This window comes from Polaribacter gochangensis (assembly GCF_046224025.1).
Lineage (GTDB): Bacteria > Bacteroidota > Bacteroidia > Flavobacteriales > Flavobacteriaceae > Polaribacter > Polaribacter gochangensis.
In genome coordinates this window covers 358,896-376,762 of the sequence record NZ_JBJXRF010000002.1, presented here as the reverse complement: position 1 = coordinate 376,762, position 17,867 = coordinate 358,896, and the positions used below count along the sequence as shown (strand labels likewise).

Here is a 17,867-nt window from a genome sequence, read left to right as displayed (position 1 = left end):
ATCTACTCGAACTTTAAATACTTAATCAAATTTATTTTTGTTGCTTTGTAGGCTTTAAAACCTACAACTGCAAATACTAAAACAATTAAAATAATGGGTGTAATTATAAACGGAAGCAATGGCATATCTATTTTATACACAAAATTATCCAACCAATTTTGCATAAAATAATAAGCAATCGGAATTAATATTATAGAAGAAATTAAAACAACTTTAAGAAAGTTTTTCAACAACTGAAACATAATTTCTTTTACTGATGCACCTAGCGTTTTTCTGATAGCAACTTCTTTTAATCGCTGTTGAATTGTTAACGTAGCTAACGCAAATAACCCTAAAAGTGAAATTAAAATCACGAGTAATGATAATAGTAAAAACATGGTTTGTTGCTTCTGATATTTTACATAGGTCTTAGCAAACTTTTGATCTAAAAACTGATACTTAAACGGGTATTTAACATCAACATTTTGTTTCCAAAAAGTTTCAATTTCTGCAATTGTTTTGTCGATATTATTCGGTTTTATTTTAAACTGAATAGCAGGAAGCCATCTATCAGCAAAATCAAAGCTATCCCATAACACAAAAAACATTGGTAATATTTTAGTGTCAAATCCATCAAAATGATAATCTTGTACCATACCAATTACCTCAAAAGTTGGCGCATCGTCTTCTAACCAACCTAGCCCTAATTTTTCTCCAATAGGGCTGTTGTAAATTCCTAATTCTTTAGCTGCAGTTTCATTTATTATAATTTTATTAATCGTGTCTGAAGCTATTTCTTTTGAAAAGTCTCTACCTTTTAAAACTTTAATTTTAGCAAAATCTATATAATTATAATCAATCAAATTAGCTGCAGTGTTCATGCTAACATCATTAATTTTATGTCTTAAAGACGTACCACTTACATAACCTTCACCAGGAACAAACATGCTAGATGTAACAGCTATAATGTTGTTGTTTTTTGACAATACTTCTTTTGCTAACTTAAATTTAACGTACCTGTTTTCAATACTATAAACATCTACGATGAGTACTTGCTCTTTGTCGAAACCAAGATCTTTTTGCATCATATAATTAATCTGATTTCCAACAATTAGCATGCTAATTATAAAAAATCCTGATATTAAAAATTGGATACCTAACATAAAGTTTCTAGCTAAATTTCCTTTTTTACTTTTTGCGACACTTCCTTTTAAAACTTCTATCGCTTTAAAATTTGATAAATAGATTGCAGGAATACTTCCTACAAAAAATGAAATTAAAATTGCAGTTACAAATAGTGTTACTAAGGAATTTGTATGCAATATTGAAATCTCTTTTTGCACAAATTCATTAAAGAATGGCAATGTTAATTCTACAATTATTAATGCAAACATAAACGAGACCAAGCCCTGAAAAACAATTTCAAATACATATTGAAATAGTAATTGTTTTTTAGATAAACCCAATGTTTTCTTTACACCAACTTCTTTTGATCTTTGGCTTGCAGAAGCAATGGATAAGTTGATGAAATTTACGCAAGAGATTACAATTAACAAAATAGACAAACCTAATAATACCATTAATAGCTGATAATTTCCTGTTCCGCTCGGGCCCGCTCTTTTTGCTGTGCTATGTAAATAAATTGTATCTAATTTATCTAAAAGTACAGTTGGAATTCCATAACGTTTTTCAAACTCTTCGATTGTAAATCCATTTTCTTCTGCGGTAGGCTTATAGGCTTTATCAATGATAACTTGATTCATTTTCCCTATAACTCCCATTAAATCTGCATCTTTAGAAAATTTACAAAACAACTCGTTGCTATGATTCCCCCAATGAACTTCAAATTCTTCATTAAATTGGAGTAACAAATCTGGTTCTTGATGTGAGTTTTTTGGGATTTTATACACACAAGCAACGATATAATTCTCGCCACTAATAATTACCGAATTACCAACAGCTTTATCCCCTTTAAAAATGCGTTCTGCATAGGCTTCAGAAATTGCAATGTTTGTTCTTGTTTCAGAAAATTTCTGGGAAGAACCTTCAATAATTTCAAAAGGAAAAAAATCAAAAAACTGAGGTTCTGTAAAAGTTACTTTATCGGTAAATTCAAACACGTCTTTATATTGAATAACTCTACTTCTATAAAATGGATTTACCATTAAAGCTTCAATTACTTCTGGAATTTCTTTTGGGTACGTTAAATACATACCTGGATTTACAGTAAACCAAATATCACCAGTTTTTGGACGTTTTAAATTTACCCTGTAAACTTCATCCTTATTAGGGTTCCATTCATTGTAACTTTTTTCTTCATTTAAGTATAGTAAAACGACTAATAAACCAGCTAACCCAAGCGTTAAACCACTAATATTTATAAGTGCGTTTAACCAATTTTTTTTACTATTTCTAAAAAATACTTTAAACCAAATTTGAAACATAATTATATGCTTTACGCCTTAAGCAATGTGCTTTTAGCTAGATGAAACTTTTCTCTTTTCTATAAAAAATTACTTAACTAAAACATCTACTTTATGTTCATTTGTTTTCTCGGATACTACTTCACCATCTTTTAAGGTAATTATTCTCGATGAAAATTGTGCATCGTAAGAAGAGTGTGTAACCATAACAATAGTTGCACCTGTTGCGTGCAGTTCTGTTAATAATTCCATGACATCATTTCCACTTTTACTATCTAAATTCCCAGTTGGTTCATCGGCTAAAATTAATTTTGGATTAGTTACCAATGCTCTCGCTACAGCAACTCTTTGTTGTTGACCTCCTGATAGCTGCAGCGGAAAGTGTTTTGCTCTATGTGCAATACCAATTCTTTCTAAAATTTCTGTAACGCGTTGTTTTCTTTCTGATGCTTTTACCTTATTGTAAATTAATGGTAATTCTACATTTTCATACACCGATAGTTCATCAATTAAATTAAAATTCTGAAACACAAATCCGATGTTTTCTTTACGCAATTCTGACCGTTGTTGTTCATTAAAACTTGCAACTTCTATTTCATCAAAAACATAACTTCCGTTATTTGGAGCATCTAATAAGCCAATAATATTTAACAAGGTTGATTTTCCACAACCTGATGCGCCCATAATGGAAACAAATTCGCCTTTTTTTACTTCTAAACTTAACTTGTTTAATGCTGTAGTTTCTACTTCTTCTGTTCTATATACTTTTACTAAATCTGTTATTTTAATCATTTTATGTTTTTTTAAATTTTTATTTTTTTACTATAAACTGTAACTGCCAACTGAATACTATTCTTTAATCAATATTCACTTCTTCTACATTTTTATAATCATCATAACTAGAAGTTATTACTCTATCTCCTTCTTCTAGCCCTTCTAAAACTTCATAATAAAATGGATTTTCTCTACCAATTTTAATAGTTCTTTTTACTGCTTTATTATCAGAATTCAAAACAAAAACCCATGTACCATTTGTACTTTGATAAAACAATCCTTTTGGCAGTAACAGCGCTTTAATTTTGCCCGATAAGAACACTTTAGATTTTAACGACATGCCTCTTTTTACATCGCTTAAATGCGAATCCTTTTTAAAATTCATTTCTAACTTGAATTGTCCGCTTAAAATTTCTGGATATATTTTAGACAGTTTTACATCGTAGTTTTTTCCGTTCACAGCAACGCTCCCACTAATTCCTTCTCTTAATTTTGAGATATAATATTCATCTACTTTTGCAACTAATTTATATCCGTCTAAAACATCCATTTTTCCAATTGGCTGTCCTTGATTATAACTTTCTCCTAAAATTGGATTAAACGATGACAACAAACCACTTACAGGAGCTTTTACAATAAAATTTTCTTTATTTTTTCTAAGTAATTCAAGGCTTTTCTCCATATTTATTAACGAAGTATCGATATTAGTTAATTGAATATTTCTACTTTCTTTTTCGCTAAAAACACTCTTTTTAATCACATCGTTTCTTTCTTTTTGAAACGTGTATTCTTGTGATGTTTTTTTATAATCATTCTTTGCAATTACTTCTTTTTGGTATAAAATAGAATCTAATTCATATTGTCGTTTTGCATTTCTAAAATCATTATTAATACTTAGTAGTTGTTGATCTAAGTTTAATTGCTGATTCTTAATATTTACACGTAGATTTCTTAAATTATTAATCTGCTCTACCATTGCGGTTTCTTGCGTTAAATAATTTAATTCTGCATTTGGATTGTATACTTTTAGAAGTGGAGTACCTTTTTTAATCGTTTGTCCGCTTTCTACAAAAATTTCTGAGACCGAACCTCCTTGAATTACATTTACCAATACCGAAGTGGTTGGTTCAACGGTACTATTAAATAAAATGACATCTTCAAAGTCTCCTTTTACAACTTCTCTAATACTTATCGTAGCTTTTTGTAAATTCATTTGCTTTTTTCTAGTCATGTTCACTAAAATTATAACGAACAAAAAAACTGCAGGAATTCCCCAAAGCAATATTTTTTTTGTTTTTTTATTCTTAGGTTGAATTTGTTTATCCATTTTTGTTATTTGTTTGATTATGTATAAGCCACAAATATGCCACGGTATAACAAAATTTAATCAACTATAAATCAACTACTTAAAAAAGAGCCCGAATTTATGTGTGTTCATTTTCGAACAATTTTTTGTTCATATTCAAACAAAGTATTAATTATGTGGTATGAGAAAAAAAGAAGCCACAATTTTAATTGTTGATGACGATACTGATATTTTGTTTTCAGCAAGAATTAGTTTAAAAAAATATTTTTCAGAAATTATCACTGAAAACAATCCCCAGAAAATAAATTCACACATCTCCAAAAACAGTTTGGATGTTGTGCTGTTAGATATGAATTACCGTATTGGTTTTGAAGACGGAAAAGAAGGCTTGTATTGGTTAAAACATATTAAAGAAGTTAGCCCAGAAACAACTGTTATTTTAATGACCGCTTTTGGTAGTGTTAATGTGGCAGTAGAAGCAATAAAAAAAGGCGCCACAGATTTTATTTTAAAACCTTGGACTTCAGAAAAGTTATATGCTGCTGTTAATGTTGGAGTAGAATTATCGCGCTCTAAAAGAAAAAACACACAATTAGAAACGATTCAGGAACAACAAGACAAAGAATTTCATCAAAAAACAGAACATATTATTGGCAATTCTCCTGCGATGAATTCGGCTATTAAATTAGTACAAAAAGTTGCCCCAACGGATGCGAATATTTTAATTTTAGGTGAAAACGGAACAGGAAAATACGTGTTTGCAAAAGAAATACATTTACAATCTGAACGTAAAAATCATCCATTTATACATGTAGATTTAGGTTCTCTAAATGAAAACTTATTTGAAAGTGAATTATTTGGTTACGCAAAAGGAGCTTTTACAGATGCACAAAAAGATACTTTAGGTAGATTTGAATTGGCAAAAGGTGGAACCATTTTTTTAGATGAAATTGGTAACCTACCACTTCATTTACAATCTAAATTACTAACTGTAATTCAGAATAGAAAAATAACACGATTAGGAGAAGGAAAAGAAAGAGATTTAGATGTTCGTATTATTTGTGCTACCAATGCGCCAATTCACCAAATGGTTGATGAACAAACTTTTAGACAAGATTTATTGTTTAGGATTAACACCATAGAATTAAACTTACCGCCACTTCGTAACCGTTCAGAAGACATAGAATTATTAGCGAATTATTTCTTGAAAAAACTGAATCAGAAGTACAGAAAAAAAATTGAAGGTTTTAGCAAAGAAGCTATAAACGGATTAAATAATTACAATTGGCCGGGAAATATTAGAGAAATTGAACACATCGTTGAACGTGCTGTTATTATTACAGACAATGTCAAAATTGTGCCTGAAGATTTACATTTTTCTGCAAAAAAAACAACGGTACAATTAGAAAATAGTCTAAATTTAGAGGAAACAGAAAAAATTTTAATTGAACAAGCAATAGAAAAACATCAAGGTAATATTTCTAGAGCTGCAAAAGATTTAGGCTTAACAAGAGCCGCTTTATATAGAAGATTAGAAAAGCATCAATTATAAATGGGGAAACCACAATACATTCAAATTATTGTTAGAGTTTTATTAATTATTCTTAACGGAATTGTTGTTTCTAACAGCTATACAAACGCCTATATCATTAATACTATTGGCTTTTTCTTACTTATCCTTTTTCAACTTTTTTTATTGATTGATTATCTAAAAAAATTATTTAGTGACATAGAAAAATCTATGGATTGTTTATTGTACGACGATTATTCGAATACCATTTCTAGTGAAAAAAGGAAAAACCCTTTACATAACAAAACTGCTTTATTGCTAGAAAAACATAGGAAAAATAATCTTCAAAAAACATCCGAAGAATTAATTTTTATAAATATTATTGAAAGTTTAAGTATCGGAATTCTTATTTTAAGAAAAGATACGTACGAATCCATTGAAGTTTTTCAAATCAACAAAGCATTTGCTAATTTTTTAAAAATTCCGAAATTTTACAACTGGAATTTATTAAACAAGAGAATAGGAACACTTGCCCAATACATAAACGATTGGAAAGAAAACAGACTTACCATTTCTTTAACTATTAACGAAGAACAAGAAAATTTCTTTTTAAAAACCTCTGTTACTCAAACAAATGAATATGGTTATTTAATTGTTAGCTTAGAAACCATTCAGCAATTAATTGATAAAAAAGAAAAAGAAGCTTGGTTTAAATTGATGAATGTAATGTCTCATGAGATTATCAATACCATTACCCCTATTAGTAGTTTGGCAGAAAATTTAGACTCCTTATTGCACGAAGAAAACACAGATGAAAATACCATCGATGAGCTTTCTCAAGGATTAAAAATCATCAAACGAAGATCACATCATTTAACATCGTTTGTAGATACGTATAGAAAATTAGCAGAATTACCTTTGCCACAAAAAGAGGAAGTAAACTTAACAGAAATCATTAAAAATACGTTGCTATTATTTGATCAAGAGTTTTCTCAAAAAAATATTAAAATAGACTTTACAGTCGAAAATTTTAATATTTTAAATGCCGACAGTCAACAAATAGAACAAGTAATTATAAATCTAATTTCTAATTGTATTCACTCTTTCGAAAAAGTTGCTGAACCACTAATTAAAATTAATATTTCTTCTGATAAAAACAGAACACATCTATCTATAATAGATAATGGAAGTGGTATTTCTAATGAAATTAAAGACAAAATATTCATTCCGTATTTTACAACTCGTAAAGATGGCTCTGGAATTGGTCTAACACTTTCTAAAAGCATCATCGAAGCACATAACGGAACTCTTCAATTTAACTCTAAAAAAGGAAAGACTTCATTTATTATAACATTCATAAACTAAACTGTAACAATTTAAGAAAATACATGTCTTTACAACAAACCTTAAAGAATCAATTATGAAAATTAGTTTAAAAATTACAGCTCTTATTGTTTGTTTCTTATTTACAACAATAAGTATCGCACAAAAAAGAATACATGCTTCAGATATTATGAGAGATATCAAAAACGGAAAAGATATTACCTATAAAAATGCAACAATTGTAGGTGATTTAGATTTCACTTTCATGAACGATCAGTTAGAAAAACTACCAAAAAGAAGAAAAAGTAGTTGGTGGAGCAATAATAGTTCTAGCAATAAGGTAGAAAAACAAATTAATAGTAAAATTTCATTTGTAAACTGTACGTTTGAAGACAATGTTTTTGCATACATCCATGATGAAGATACTGGATATACCTTTGTAGCCAATTTTGATGACCTTGCCGTTTTTAAAAACTGTGTTTTTAAAGAAATGGCACAATTTAAATATTCACACTTTAGAAGCAAAGCTGATTTTTCTGAGAGTAAATTTAATGGAGATACTTCATTTAAATATGCAGATTTTAAAAGAGATATTAGTTTCTTAAATACTATTTTCGGAGAAGAATCTACTTTTAAATACACTGTTTTTAATAATAATGTAAGCTTTGCTAATGCTGTTTTTAAAGAATCAGCTACGTTCAAATATACAAAGTTTAAAGATGGTGTTTCTTTTAATAAAACACGTTTTGAAGAAGATTTAAACATTAAATACACAAAAGTAAAAGGCCAATTTGATGTTGCAGGAATGCATGTTGAATATGATGTTGATGCAAAATATGCCAGCATTAATGGAAAAAAGTTTAGTTTCCACTAAAAAAACAGGTATTTATACCTATTGACATTAAACTATAAACTATATATCTTGCACTGGAAATTATGATCCCTGAAAAAGATGAAATAGTTAAGTTTAAGTGAGATTAGGGGCTGACTTACTCTTAAAATAGCTGGCTTTATATAAATAAAGCCAGCTTCTATAAACTTTTATTAATATATACAGAAAGCGTTATCTTCGAAAATAACGCTTTTTTATTTATATTGCTCAATATTTTTTAAACATGAGCAAGCCCAGCAGATTATTTGATTTTATTTATCATCAACATGAAAAATTTCCTCAAGAAAAATGTTATGTATTTAAGAAAGAAAATAGTTGGGAATCAATCTCTACCCAACAATTTATAAAACAAGCAAATAATGCTAGTAGAGCATTATTAAACTTAGGCATAAAACCAAATGATAAAATTGCAATTATAAGTTCAAACAACAGATATGAGTGGCATGTGTTAGATATTGGGATACTACAAATTGGCGCTCAAAATGTTCCCATATATCCTACGCTATCTGAAAAAGATTATGCATATATCATTAACCATTCTGATGCTTTGTATTGCTTTGTTTCTGATAAAGATTTATTAAATAAAGTCAATGCCGTTAAAGAGAAAACACAGTTAAAAAAAGTATTTACATTCGATGAAATCAATGCAGAAACTAGCTGGAGTTCTTTTTTAAAATTGGGGGATTCAGAAAAGAATCAACTCATAGTAGAAGAGCGTAAAAAAACTGTAAAACCAGATGATTTGGCAACCATAATTTATACTTCTGGAACAACTGGTACACCCAAAGGTGTAATGTTATCACATAGAAATATTGTTGAAAACACATTAGTAAGTGCAGAAGCACTAGATCTAAAGGGCAATCATCATAGAGTTGTTAGTTATTTACCAATCAATCATATTTTTGAGCGTTTTGCTTCCTATTATTATCACTTAATGGGATTTGAAGTTCATTTTGCTGAATCAATTGATAAATTAGGTGATAATTTAAAAGAAATTCAACCACATTTTATGCCGGTTGTTCCAAGATTAATTGAAAAGGTTTTTGATAAAATTGTAGCTAAAGGAAACGGGCTCTCTGGAATAAAAAAAGCACTCTTTTTTTGGGCATTAGCTTTGGCTGAAAAATATAAACCGTATAATCAAAATACTGCTTTTTATAGTTTTAAACTAAAAATAGCTCGAAAACTAATATTTAGCAAATGGCAAGAAGCTTTAGGTGGTAAATTACGCTTTATGGTTTCTGGCAGCGCTCCTCTACAAGAACGTTTAATTACCATATTTTGCGCAGCAGGAATTCCGATTTTTGAAGGTTATGGAATGACAGAAACTTCTCCTGGAGTATCTATTAACGATTTAAGAAATGGTAATTTTAAGATTGGATCTGTGGGTAAAGTTTTAAATGATATCGAAGTTAAAATAGCAAAGGACGGAGAAATTTTAGTAAAAGGTTCTAACGTAATGTTGGGGTATTATAAAAACGAAGAACTAACAAATAAAACCATTATAAATGGTTTTTTACATACAGGAGATATTGGAACCATAGATAAAGATGGGTTTTTAAAAATCACAGATCGTAAAAAAGAAATGTTTAAAACTTCTGGTGGAAAATATATTGCTCCTGCTGTGTTAGAAAGTGTTTTAAAGCAATCTCGTTTTATTGAGCAAGCAATGGTGATTGGAGAAAGTGAAAAAATGCCAGCAGCATTGATACAAATTAATTTTGATTTTGTAAAAGAATGGGCAAGAAGAAAAAACTACACCATTACAAATGTTGCAACAGATGCTAAACTTATTTCAAGAATTCAAAAAGAGATAGCTATTTGTAATGCAAATTTTGGACATTGGGAACAAATAAAAAAATTCGAAATAACTCCAGAAGAATGGTCAATAGAAGATGATTTACTAACACCAACCATGAAAATGAAACGCAAAAATATAAAAAAGAAGTACAAACATTTATTCCAAAAAATTTATAATTCTTAAAATGATATCTAGGCTGATTTCATTTGTAAAATCAACCTATTTTTTATACTTTGCACTACTTTCAAATTGTTACTTTATGTCATCAAAAATTTTACGATTATTCGATTTTCCATATTATCAGCTAAAAAAATACAACCTAGAAAAAGCGTTAACTTCTTTTAAAGATAATAAATGGTATTCAATAACAACTAAGGAATATATTGATCAAGCAAATCAGATTAGTCGTGGATTATTACGTTTAGGAATAAAAAAAGATGACAAAATTGCTGTTATATCAACCACAAATAGAACTGAGTGGAATATAATGGATATTGGTATTTTACAATTAGGTGCACAAAACGTTCCTATTTACCCAACCATCTGTAAAGAAGATTATGAATATGTTTTAAATCATTCAGGTGCAACTTATTGTTTTGTTTCTGATGAAACTGTATTAGAAAAATTAAATCAAATTAAAGGAAATACACAGCTAAAAGGAGTTTATACATTTGATAACATAATAGGTGAACATAATTGGTCTGAAATTCTTCAACTTGGTATTGATGAAAGCAATCAACCTGATGTTGAAGAATGCAAAAAGGTAGTAACTTCTGATGATTTAGCAACAATTATTTATACTTCAGGAACAACTGGAAAGCCCAAAGGAGTAATGTTATCGCATGGTAATATTGTTTCTAATGTTTTAGCAAGTGAAAAAAGAGTCCCTTTAGTTAGCGGAGAAAGTCAGGCTTTAAGTTTTTTACCTGTTTGTCATATTTTTGAAAGAATGATTTTATACCTATATCAATATTGTGGTGTAGAAATTTATTTTGCAGAATCTATAGAAAAAATGAGCGATAATTTAAAAGAAATTAAACCTCATGTAATGACAGCAGTTCCTAGGTTATACGAAAAAGTATTCGATAAAATATATGGACGTGGTACAGCGTTAAAAGGCATCAAGCAAAAATTATTTTATTGGGCAATTGAAATTGGTTTACAATACGAACCTTATGGCGCCAATGGTTGGTGGTACGAAAAAAAATTAGCCTTAGCTCGCAAGTTAATATTTTCAAAAATTAAAGATGGTTTAGGAGGAAGATTGGATTTAATGGTTTCTGGAAGTGCTGCTTTACAACCAAGATTAACACGCTTTTTTGCTGCCGCAGAAATGCCAATTATGGAAGGTTATGGTTTAACTGAAACATCCCCTGTTGTTTCTGTAAATGACCAACGAAATGAAGGATTTAGAGTTGGAACAGTTGGTAGAATTATTGAGGATGTTGAAGTAAAAATTGCTGAAGACGGAGAAATTTTAGTAAAAGGTCCAAATGTTATGTTGGGCTATTACAAAGATCCAGGAAAAACAGCAGAAGTGATGACTGGTGATTATTTTCATACTGGAGATATCGGAGAAGTTTCTAAAGACGGATTTTTAAAAATTACAGATCGTAAAAAGGAAATGTTTAAAACCTCTGGTGGTAAATATGTTGCTCCAGCCCTTTTAGAAGGTGTTTTAAAACAATCTCGTTTTATAGAACAAATTATGGTAATTGGAGAAGGAGAGAAAATGCCTGCAGCTTTGATTCAGCCTAATTTTGAATTTATTAAAGATTGGATTAAAAGAAAAGGACATGCAGTTGGAACGTCTAACGAAGAAATTGCAAATTCTGAAATTGTACATCATAGAATTCAAGTTGAAGTAGACAATTGCAATATTAATTTTGGTAATTGGGAACAAATTAAAAAGTTTAAATTAACTCCAGAAGAATGGTCAATTGATGGCGGACATTTAACTCCGACCATGAAAATGAAACGAAAAATAATAAAAGAAATTTATAAAGATCTCTACGAAGAAATTTACAGAGGATAATTACAACAAGCGTTACTTAGCAAGTAGCGCTTTTTTTATTTATAAAATGTTTATTTTTTTTAATAAAATAAAAAGTATATATTTGCAGCGAATTTAATATAGGAATTAAAGTTTCTATACTCCCTTAAATACGATACGATAAACAACCCTAGTTTATCAGATGAATTCCCTTAAAATTCATCATTAATTTTATCATCTATCCTCACCCTAAAGAAGATATAAGTACAATGTAAATCGTAATTATATTTTAAATATTATGAAGAAAATCATTGTAATGTCACTCCTATTGGTGTGCACATTCGTTAATGGTCAAATTATATTTTCTCATGAAAAGAAAATAGAAGGGAAAGAAAACTATACTCATTTAGATATAGATTTCTTTAACTACACAGATAATATTCTTTTGTCTGGTACCTTACTTACGCCAAAATCTTCTTATAAAAAAATTGTAGTAATTGTTCCTGGTTCTGGAAAAGACACTCGTTATTCACATTATAAATTAGCTAGCACATTCTTAGAGAACAACATTGCCGTTTATCGCTTTGATGAACGTGGTGTAGGTAAATCTCAAGGAAACTTTACATCTAATATTGAACGCCTAACTGACGATGTTTCTTATTGTATAAAATATCTAAAATCCTTACCCGAATTAAAAAATAAAGAAATTGGCATACTTGGCCATAGCTTAGGCGGAATGGCTTCTGCAATTACGAGTAATAATAGTGCAAACTCTACAACTAAGGTCGATTTTTTAATTCAAATTGCGTCACCTGTTAAAAACTTTTCTGAAGCTTCTAAGTATCAGATACAAACACTTCCACAGTATAAAATCAAAAATAAAACAGCACAAGAAACTATTGCTTTATTAGACACCTTAGTACAAATAACAAAGCAACAAAAAAATATAAGTTCTATAGCACTAAGAGATTTAGGTATTAAAGCCATTCATAAAAAAGGTTTTAAATTAAATGATATCAAATTTTGGAGCTTAACACATATCAACCTTTTCAAACAAGATTATGAAACTGTTTACAAACAGCTTCAAATTCCGACAATTTATCTCATTGGTACAGAAGATAAATTTGTAAACCCTAAAACGGAAGTTAATTTGTTGAAAAATTACAACAACCCCTTAATAACGGTAAAAGTGATGAAAAATTTAAATCATTACTTAACCGCTGGAGCTTTACAATCTAATGTTATTTATAACATCGATAAAAAAGCAACAGACACGATTATTAACTGGATACAAAAAATTTAAATTTAGAAATAAAGAAAAATTCAAGTACAGTTAAAGTCAACAGATTCGAACCACAGAATCCCTAAACATGTGGTATTGCTAATGAATCCCTACAGTATTAGCAATTGTTTTTAACATCGTTTTTCAAATTAAAAATTAAATAATAACCGTCAGTACAATAATTAGCTCACCTAATTACTGCATTGATAATAAACAAGATAACCCCTCCTAAACGGCATCTGCATTTAATTGCAGGTGCTTTAGGAAGGTTAAACATAAAAGTAAAAATAATTAGTAATCCTTAAAACACGTGTATTATGAAAAATGTATCAAAATTAGTAACCAGTGTATTCTTAATTGGAATCGTTACTTTAATTCAAGCTCAAAAAAGTAGTCAATCAGGAGTTTCTTTTCTGATGGATTTAAAACCTGTTCTGCAATTAGAAATGACATCGCCAGAACAAATTAATTTTGTTTTTAACAACAAAAAACAACTTGCAAACGGAATTGTAAAAAATGCTGCAACCATTTTAAAAGTAACTTCTACTGTTAAATGGGATTTATATGCTGTTGGAAGAACAATTAAAGACAACCCAAACGGAAGTACTTTTTGGGAACAAGAAAAAAGTTATGGCTCTGACGTAAATTCTGTTGCAAATTTACCACTTAGCTTGTTAGAGATTAAACAAAGTCAAATTAATACTGCAACTGAAGGAAGCTTAGCAACGTATCCAGATTACAGTCAAGACTTTACAAATCCGTTTAGATCAAGTGCTGGAAACAGCTTGTATGTTGCTGCTGATGGTTCTGCTACACCGCCAAATAGAAGTGGAAAATATATTGCAGGACAAAGCGGACTATCTAGTGGTGATAAAAAAGATTATATGCCAGCTGGAAGTTTTTATTCGAACGTAAAAAAGAAAGATCCAAACTTCTATTACAAAATTGATTATAGAATATTACCAGGTTATCCAGCGGTTTTTCCAAATGCTTATAACGCAGATGCAACAGTTGCAGAAAATATTGTTGCTAGTGCAAATGCCAATACAGTATTAGCTGGAGGTGGCGCATCTAATGGAAATAAAAGTTTTGCAGAACCAGGAGCATATAGAATGTATGTTCAATATGTGCTATTAGAGGATCAATAAAAACATTGTATAAACCCACACAGTTTATACTTTATTGTGTATTAAGGATGCATGTAAAAGCGTTGCCAATTGGCAACGCTTTTTTTATATTTAATGTTTAACAGCACCTTTCTTTAACAATTCAGGAAACTTCTTTTTAAAACGATTTAATCTCGGAATTGAAACATTTTTCACATACGGATTGTTCGGATTTAGTTTTTCATAATTTTGATGATATGCTTCTGCTTGGTAAAACTGTTTTAACTCTGTAACTTCAGTTACAATTTTACCTTTATAATAAGAATCATTTAGATCTTTTATAAATTGCTCAATCATATTTTTTTCTGAATTGTTTTGATAAAAAGCAATAGATCTGTATTGTGAACCATAATCTGGATGCTGACCATTTTTTGTGGTTGGATCATGAGAACCAAAAAAAACTTTCACGAGCGTTATAAAATTTACTTTCTTGGGATTGTAATACACAGCAACCGTTTCTGCATGTCCTGTTCTTCCTGTTCCGATTGATTGATATGTTGGATTCTTTGTAAATCCGCCAGCATAACCAGAAATGGCTTCTTCTACTCCATCAACACTTTCAAAAATAGCTTCTACACACCAAAAACATCCGCTTGCGAAATATGCAATTTTTAGTTCTTTATGTTGAGTTTTGTAAAAAGTTTTATGAGCTGACATATTGGAAAAGCTCATCATTAAAAAGAACAAAAGAGTAAAAGTTATAACAAGAATAGATTTTAAAAATTTCATACAAATGATTTCTAATTTTTAACTTGGTCGTAAGATAAAAAGAAATTATACAATTGTTAAAAACTTTAGCAATCCAAATACAAGTTTAGTTGTAAAACGCCATCGAGTTACCTACATTTGTTTTTATAAAGAAATGGTTATTTCATGGAACAATTTATAGTATCTGCACGTAAATATAGACCTCAGGTTTTTGCCGATGTTGTTGGGCAACAAGCAATTACCAATACGTTAGAAAATGCTATAAAAAATAATCATTTAGCACAAGCTTTATTGTTTACAGGACCGCGAGGAGTTGGAAAAACATCCTGTGCAAGAATTTTAGCAAAACAAATAAATCAAGCTGGAAATATTTCTACAAATGAAGATTTTGCTTTTAATATTTTTGAGTTGGATGCTGCTTCAAACAATTCTGTTGATGATATTAGAAATTTAACAGATCAAGTTCGAATTCCGCCACAAACAGGAAAGTATAAAGTATATATTATTGATGAGGTTCACATGTTGTCTCAAGCTGCATTTAATGCTTTTCTAAAAACTTTAGAAGAGCCGCCAGCACATGCAATTTTTATCTTAGCTACTACAGAAAAACATAAGATAATTCCGACTATTTTATCACGTTGTCAAATTTTTGATTTTAAGAGAATTGGCGTTTTAGATGCAAAAAATTACTTAAAAATTATAGCTGAAAAAGAAGGAATTGCTGCTGATGATGATGCACTACACATCATTGCTCAGAAAGCAGATGGTGCAATGAGAGATGCATTGTCAATTTTTGATAGAGTTGTAAGTTTTTCTGGAACAAACTTAACTAGAGAAGCAGTCGCTGAAAATTTAAACGTGTTAGATTACGATGTGTATTTTAACATAACAGATTTAATTTTAGAAAACAAGATTCCCGAAATTCTAGTTGCCTTTAATACCGTTTTATCAAAAGGTTTTGAAGGGCATCATTTTATCAATGGTTTGGCTTCTCATTTTAGAGATTTGTTAGTTGCCAAAGATAAAATAACTATTGATTTATTAGAGGTTGGAGATTCGGCTAAAAAGAAATATTTAGCACAATCTTCTAAAGCAAATGTACCTTTTTTAGTTGCTGCAATTAACAAAGCAAACGATTGCGATTTAAGTTATAAAGCTAGTAAAAATCAACGATTGTTGGTTGAATTAACCTTAATGCAAATTGCCTCTATCACTTTTGATGGAGAAAAAAAAAAGTCAGTTAACTACATAATTCCTGCTACTTTTTTCACTTCACTTTCTCCTGTTGCAAAAGCAATTGCAAAAACAACAGCAAACAAAAAAAATATCGCTAAAGTTGAAGAGCCAAAAAAACCAACACAAAAAGTTGTTTCAAAAAAGCCTGTTCTTAAAAACGTTGAACGAAGAGCCTCTTCATTGTCTTTAAAAAGTATTCACATCAAAAAAGAAGACAAAAAAGAAGTTGTTATTGATGAGAATTTCGACAATCACCCAAAAGATGTTTTTACACAAAAAGAGCTTGAAAAAGCATGGAAATTATATCATACAAAATTAATTAAAAGTGGTCAAAAAAGCATTGCAGCTACTTTTAATGCGGATCTTCCTGTTTTAAATGAAGGCTTTACCATTAGTTTGACATTGCCAAATACTTTGATGCAAGATCAAATAGAAAAGGAAAAACCAAAACTTATAAAACACCTAAGAACTACTTTAAATAATTACGGAATTGAACTTTCAATTCTTGTAAATGAAACTGTTGTTAAAAAATTTGCATATACACCTCAAGAAAAATTTTCTAAATTGCTAGAAAAAAACCCTGCAATGGCAAGGTTAAAAGATGTATTTAAATTAGACGTATAATTTGTATAGCACTGTTTAATTTATATCTTTAGCCAGTTTAAAAAAAAGAATTAAAGTTAAGTTGCTGATAATGAAAAAAATAACTGCCATTTTATTTTTATTACTTACTATTCATTGTCTTTCTCAAGAAAAAAATACAAAAAAATATAGTTTACGCAAATATGCTCATGTAAAATCTTTTTACAAAGGAATGTCTAAAAAAGCGACTATATTATGCTTAGACAATAATATTCCTCCAGCAGCTTTATTGGCAATTACTGGCCTAGAATCTGGTTGGGACAGCGGTTATATCGGACAAATTACAGGAAACATTTTGAGTTTAGGAACCAGAAGAGGCGATACAGAATTGCCTGCTTTACGTTTGCCAAGAGTCTTAAAAACTAAGAAGATTTTATTTGATTCTTTAGAGATTCTAAAATATTCTAAAAAAGAATTGAAATGGGAAAACAGACCAGAATGTTTAAAGAAAGATTATAGACCAAAACCAATAGCTGGCACAAAATATCAATTAGGGTATTTTAAACACAATCCAAAGGCAAAAGCGAATGCTCATGTGGCAAATATTAGAGATTTTGTTACTGTTTTTATTGGAAGAAAAAGTAGAATAAAAGCCTATCGAGAAACTCGAAAAAAAATGGATGCTTTAGTTGCAAAGCACGGAAAAAGCATATTATTAGAAGAACAAACTGCTATTGATTTTATCAACGGAATTGGAGGTAAATTAAATTCTTATAACTACAGAAAAACATGGCCAAAAAAAGTGATTTCAATCATTAAAAATGCTGGTTTAACGTCGTTAACAAAGCAATTACAAAAAGGAGTTTCTTTTGAAAAAAGTTGGAGTAAATAA

General features: G+C 29.6%; 13 protein-coding genes. 9 read left to right on the top strand and 4 right to left on the bottom strand.

What is annotated here, in order from left to right:
- Positions 1-2 precede the first annotated feature (2 nt).
- From ACEWL1_RS07030 to ACEWL1_RS07020, 3 genes are all read right to left on the bottom strand, one after another.
- A complete protein-coding gene (locus ACEWL1_RS07030; RefSeq protein ID WP_409232586.1) occupies positions 3-2,423 on the bottom strand; it encodes an ABC transporter permease in 2,421 nt (806 codons plus the stop codon).
- Positions 2,424-2,492: 69 nt separating this feature from the next.
- Positions 2,493-3,194, bottom strand: a complete 702-nt coding sequence (locus tag ACEWL1_RS07025; protein ID WP_409232585.1) for an ABC transporter ATP-binding protein — start codon at positions 3,192-3,194, stop codon at positions 2,493-2,495.
- 64 nt (positions 3,195-3,258) lie between these two features.
- Positions 3,259-4,389 carry an efflux RND transporter periplasmic adaptor subunit gene (locus ACEWL1_RS07020; protein ID WP_409232584.1) on the bottom strand — a complete coding sequence of 377 codons (1,131 nt, stop codon included), beginning with the start codon at positions 4,387-4,389 and terminating at the stop codon, positions 3,259-3,261.
- Between the two features lie 274 nt (positions 4,390-4,663).
- Between ACEWL1_RS07020 and ACEWL1_RS07015 the strand changes: the two genes are divergently transcribed.
- The 7 genes from ACEWL1_RS07015 (at position 4,664) to ACEWL1_RS06985 (ending at position 14,431) form a co-directional block, all read left to right on the top strand.
- On the top strand, positions 4,664-6,034 hold the full coding sequence (locus ACEWL1_RS07015; RefSeq protein WP_409232583.1) for a sigma-54-dependent transcriptional regulator: 1,371 nt from the start codon (positions 4,664-4,666) through the stop codon (positions 6,032-6,034).
- Positions 6,035-7,357, top strand: coding sequence for a sensor histidine kinase (locus tag ACEWL1_RS07010; protein WP_409232582.1), 1,323 nt, complete (start codon positions 6,035-6,037; stop codon positions 7,355-7,357). It abuts the gene before it with no gap.
- A 55-nt stretch (positions 7,358-7,412) separates the two neighbouring features.
- Complete coding sequence (locus ACEWL1_RS07005) at positions 7,413-8,189, top strand: pentapeptide repeat-containing protein (protein WP_409232581.1); 777 nt, start codon at positions 7,413-7,415, stop codon at positions 8,187-8,189.
- Positions 8,190-8,430: 241 nt separating this feature from the next.
- A complete protein-coding gene (locus ACEWL1_RS07000; RefSeq protein WP_409232580.1) occupies positions 8,431-10,191 on the top strand; it encodes an AMP-dependent synthetase/ligase in 1,761 nt (586 codons plus the stop codon).
- Between the two features lie 76 nt (positions 10,192-10,267).
- A complete protein-coding gene (locus tag ACEWL1_RS06995; RefSeq protein WP_409232579.1) occupies positions 10,268-12,043 on the top strand; it encodes an AMP-dependent synthetase/ligase in 1,776 nt (591 codons plus the stop codon).
- Between the two features lie 256 nt (positions 12,044-12,299).
- Positions 12,300-13,304, top strand: a complete 1,005-nt coding sequence (locus ACEWL1_RS06990) for an alpha/beta hydrolase (RefSeq protein ID WP_409232578.1) — start codon at positions 12,300-12,302, stop codon at positions 13,302-13,304.
- Between the two features lie 296 nt (positions 13,305-13,600).
- Positions 13,601-14,431, top strand: coding sequence for a hypothetical protein (locus ACEWL1_RS06985; RefSeq protein WP_409232577.1), 831 nt, complete (start codon positions 13,601-13,603; stop codon positions 14,429-14,431).
- 90 nt (positions 14,432-14,521) lie between these two features.
- On the opposite strand, the gene msrA is transcribed toward ACEWL1_RS06985, so the two are convergent.
- Positions 14,522-15,106 carry a peptide-methionine (S)-S-oxide reductase MsrA gene (gene msrA / locus ACEWL1_RS06980; RefSeq protein ID WP_409232576.1) on the bottom strand — a complete coding sequence of 195 codons (585 nt, stop codon included), beginning with the start codon at positions 15,104-15,106 and terminating at the stop codon, positions 14,522-14,524.
- A 216-nt stretch (positions 15,107-15,322) separates the two neighbouring features.
- Here msrA and dnaX point away from each other — a divergent pair, with 216 nt between their 5' ends.
- Both dnaX and ACEWL1_RS06970 read left to right on the top strand, forming a co-directional pair.
- Positions 15,323-17,017, top strand: coding sequence for a DNA polymerase III subunit gamma/tau (gene dnaX / locus ACEWL1_RS06975; RefSeq protein ID WP_409232575.1), 1,695 nt, complete (start codon positions 15,323-15,325; stop codon positions 17,015-17,017).
- Between the two features lie 70 nt (positions 17,018-17,087).
- Positions 17,088-17,867 carry a hypothetical protein gene (locus ACEWL1_RS06970; protein ID WP_409232574.1) on the top strand — a complete coding sequence of 260 codons (780 nt, stop codon included), beginning with the start codon at positions 17,088-17,090 and terminating at the stop codon, positions 17,865-17,867.

What these genes read in the sequence shown, in the direction of transcription:
- ACEWL1_RS07025 (WP_409232585.1), bottom strand. Translation starts at nt 3,194, where the DNA reads ATGATTAAAATAACAGATTTAGTAAAAGTATATAGAACAGAAGAAGTA.
- ACEWL1_RS07030 (WP_409232586.1), bottom strand. Translation starts at nt 2,423, where the DNA reads ATGTTTCAAATTTGGTTTAAAGTATTTTTTAGAAATAGTAAAAAAAAT.
- ACEWL1_RS06970 (WP_409232574.1), top strand. Translation starts at nt 17,088, where the DNA reads ATGAAAAAAATAACTGCCATTTTATTTTTATTACTTACTATTCATTGT.
- ACEWL1_RS06985 (WP_409232577.1), top strand. Translation starts at nt 13,601, where the DNA reads ATGAAAAATGTATCAAAATTAGTAACCAGTGTATTCTTAATTGGAATC.
- ACEWL1_RS07000 (WP_409232580.1), top strand. Translation starts at nt 8,431, where the DNA reads ATGAGCAAGCCCAGCAGATTATTTGATTTTATTTATCATCAACATGAA.
- dnaX (WP_409232575.1), top strand. Translation starts at nt 15,323, where the DNA reads ATGGAACAATTTATAGTATCTGCACGTAAATATAGACCTCAGGTTTTT.
- ACEWL1_RS06995 (WP_409232579.1), top strand. Translation starts at nt 10,268, where the DNA reads ATGTCATCAAAAATTTTACGATTATTCGATTTTCCATATTATCAGCTA.
- ACEWL1_RS07010 (WP_409232582.1), top strand. Translation starts at nt 6,035, where the DNA reads ATGGGGAAACCACAATACATTCAAATTATTGTTAGAGTTTTATTAATT.
- ACEWL1_RS07015 (WP_409232583.1), top strand. Translation starts at nt 4,664, where the DNA reads ATGAGAAAAAAAGAAGCCACAATTTTAATTGTTGATGACGATACTGAT.
- ACEWL1_RS07020 (WP_409232584.1), bottom strand. Translation starts at nt 4,389, where the DNA reads ATGAATTTACAAAAAGCTACGATAAGTATTAGAGAAGTTGTAAAAGGA.
- ACEWL1_RS06990 (WP_409232578.1), top strand. Translation starts at nt 12,300, where the DNA reads ATGAAGAAAATCATTGTAATGTCACTCCTATTGGTGTGCACATTCGTT.
- msrA (WP_409232576.1), bottom strand. Translation starts at nt 15,106, where the DNA reads ATGTCAGCTCATAAAACTTTTTACAAAACTCAACATAAAGAACTAAAA.
- ACEWL1_RS07005 (WP_409232581.1), top strand. Translation starts at nt 7,413, where the DNA reads ATGAAAATTAGTTTAAAAATTACAGCTCTTATTGTTTGTTTCTTATTT.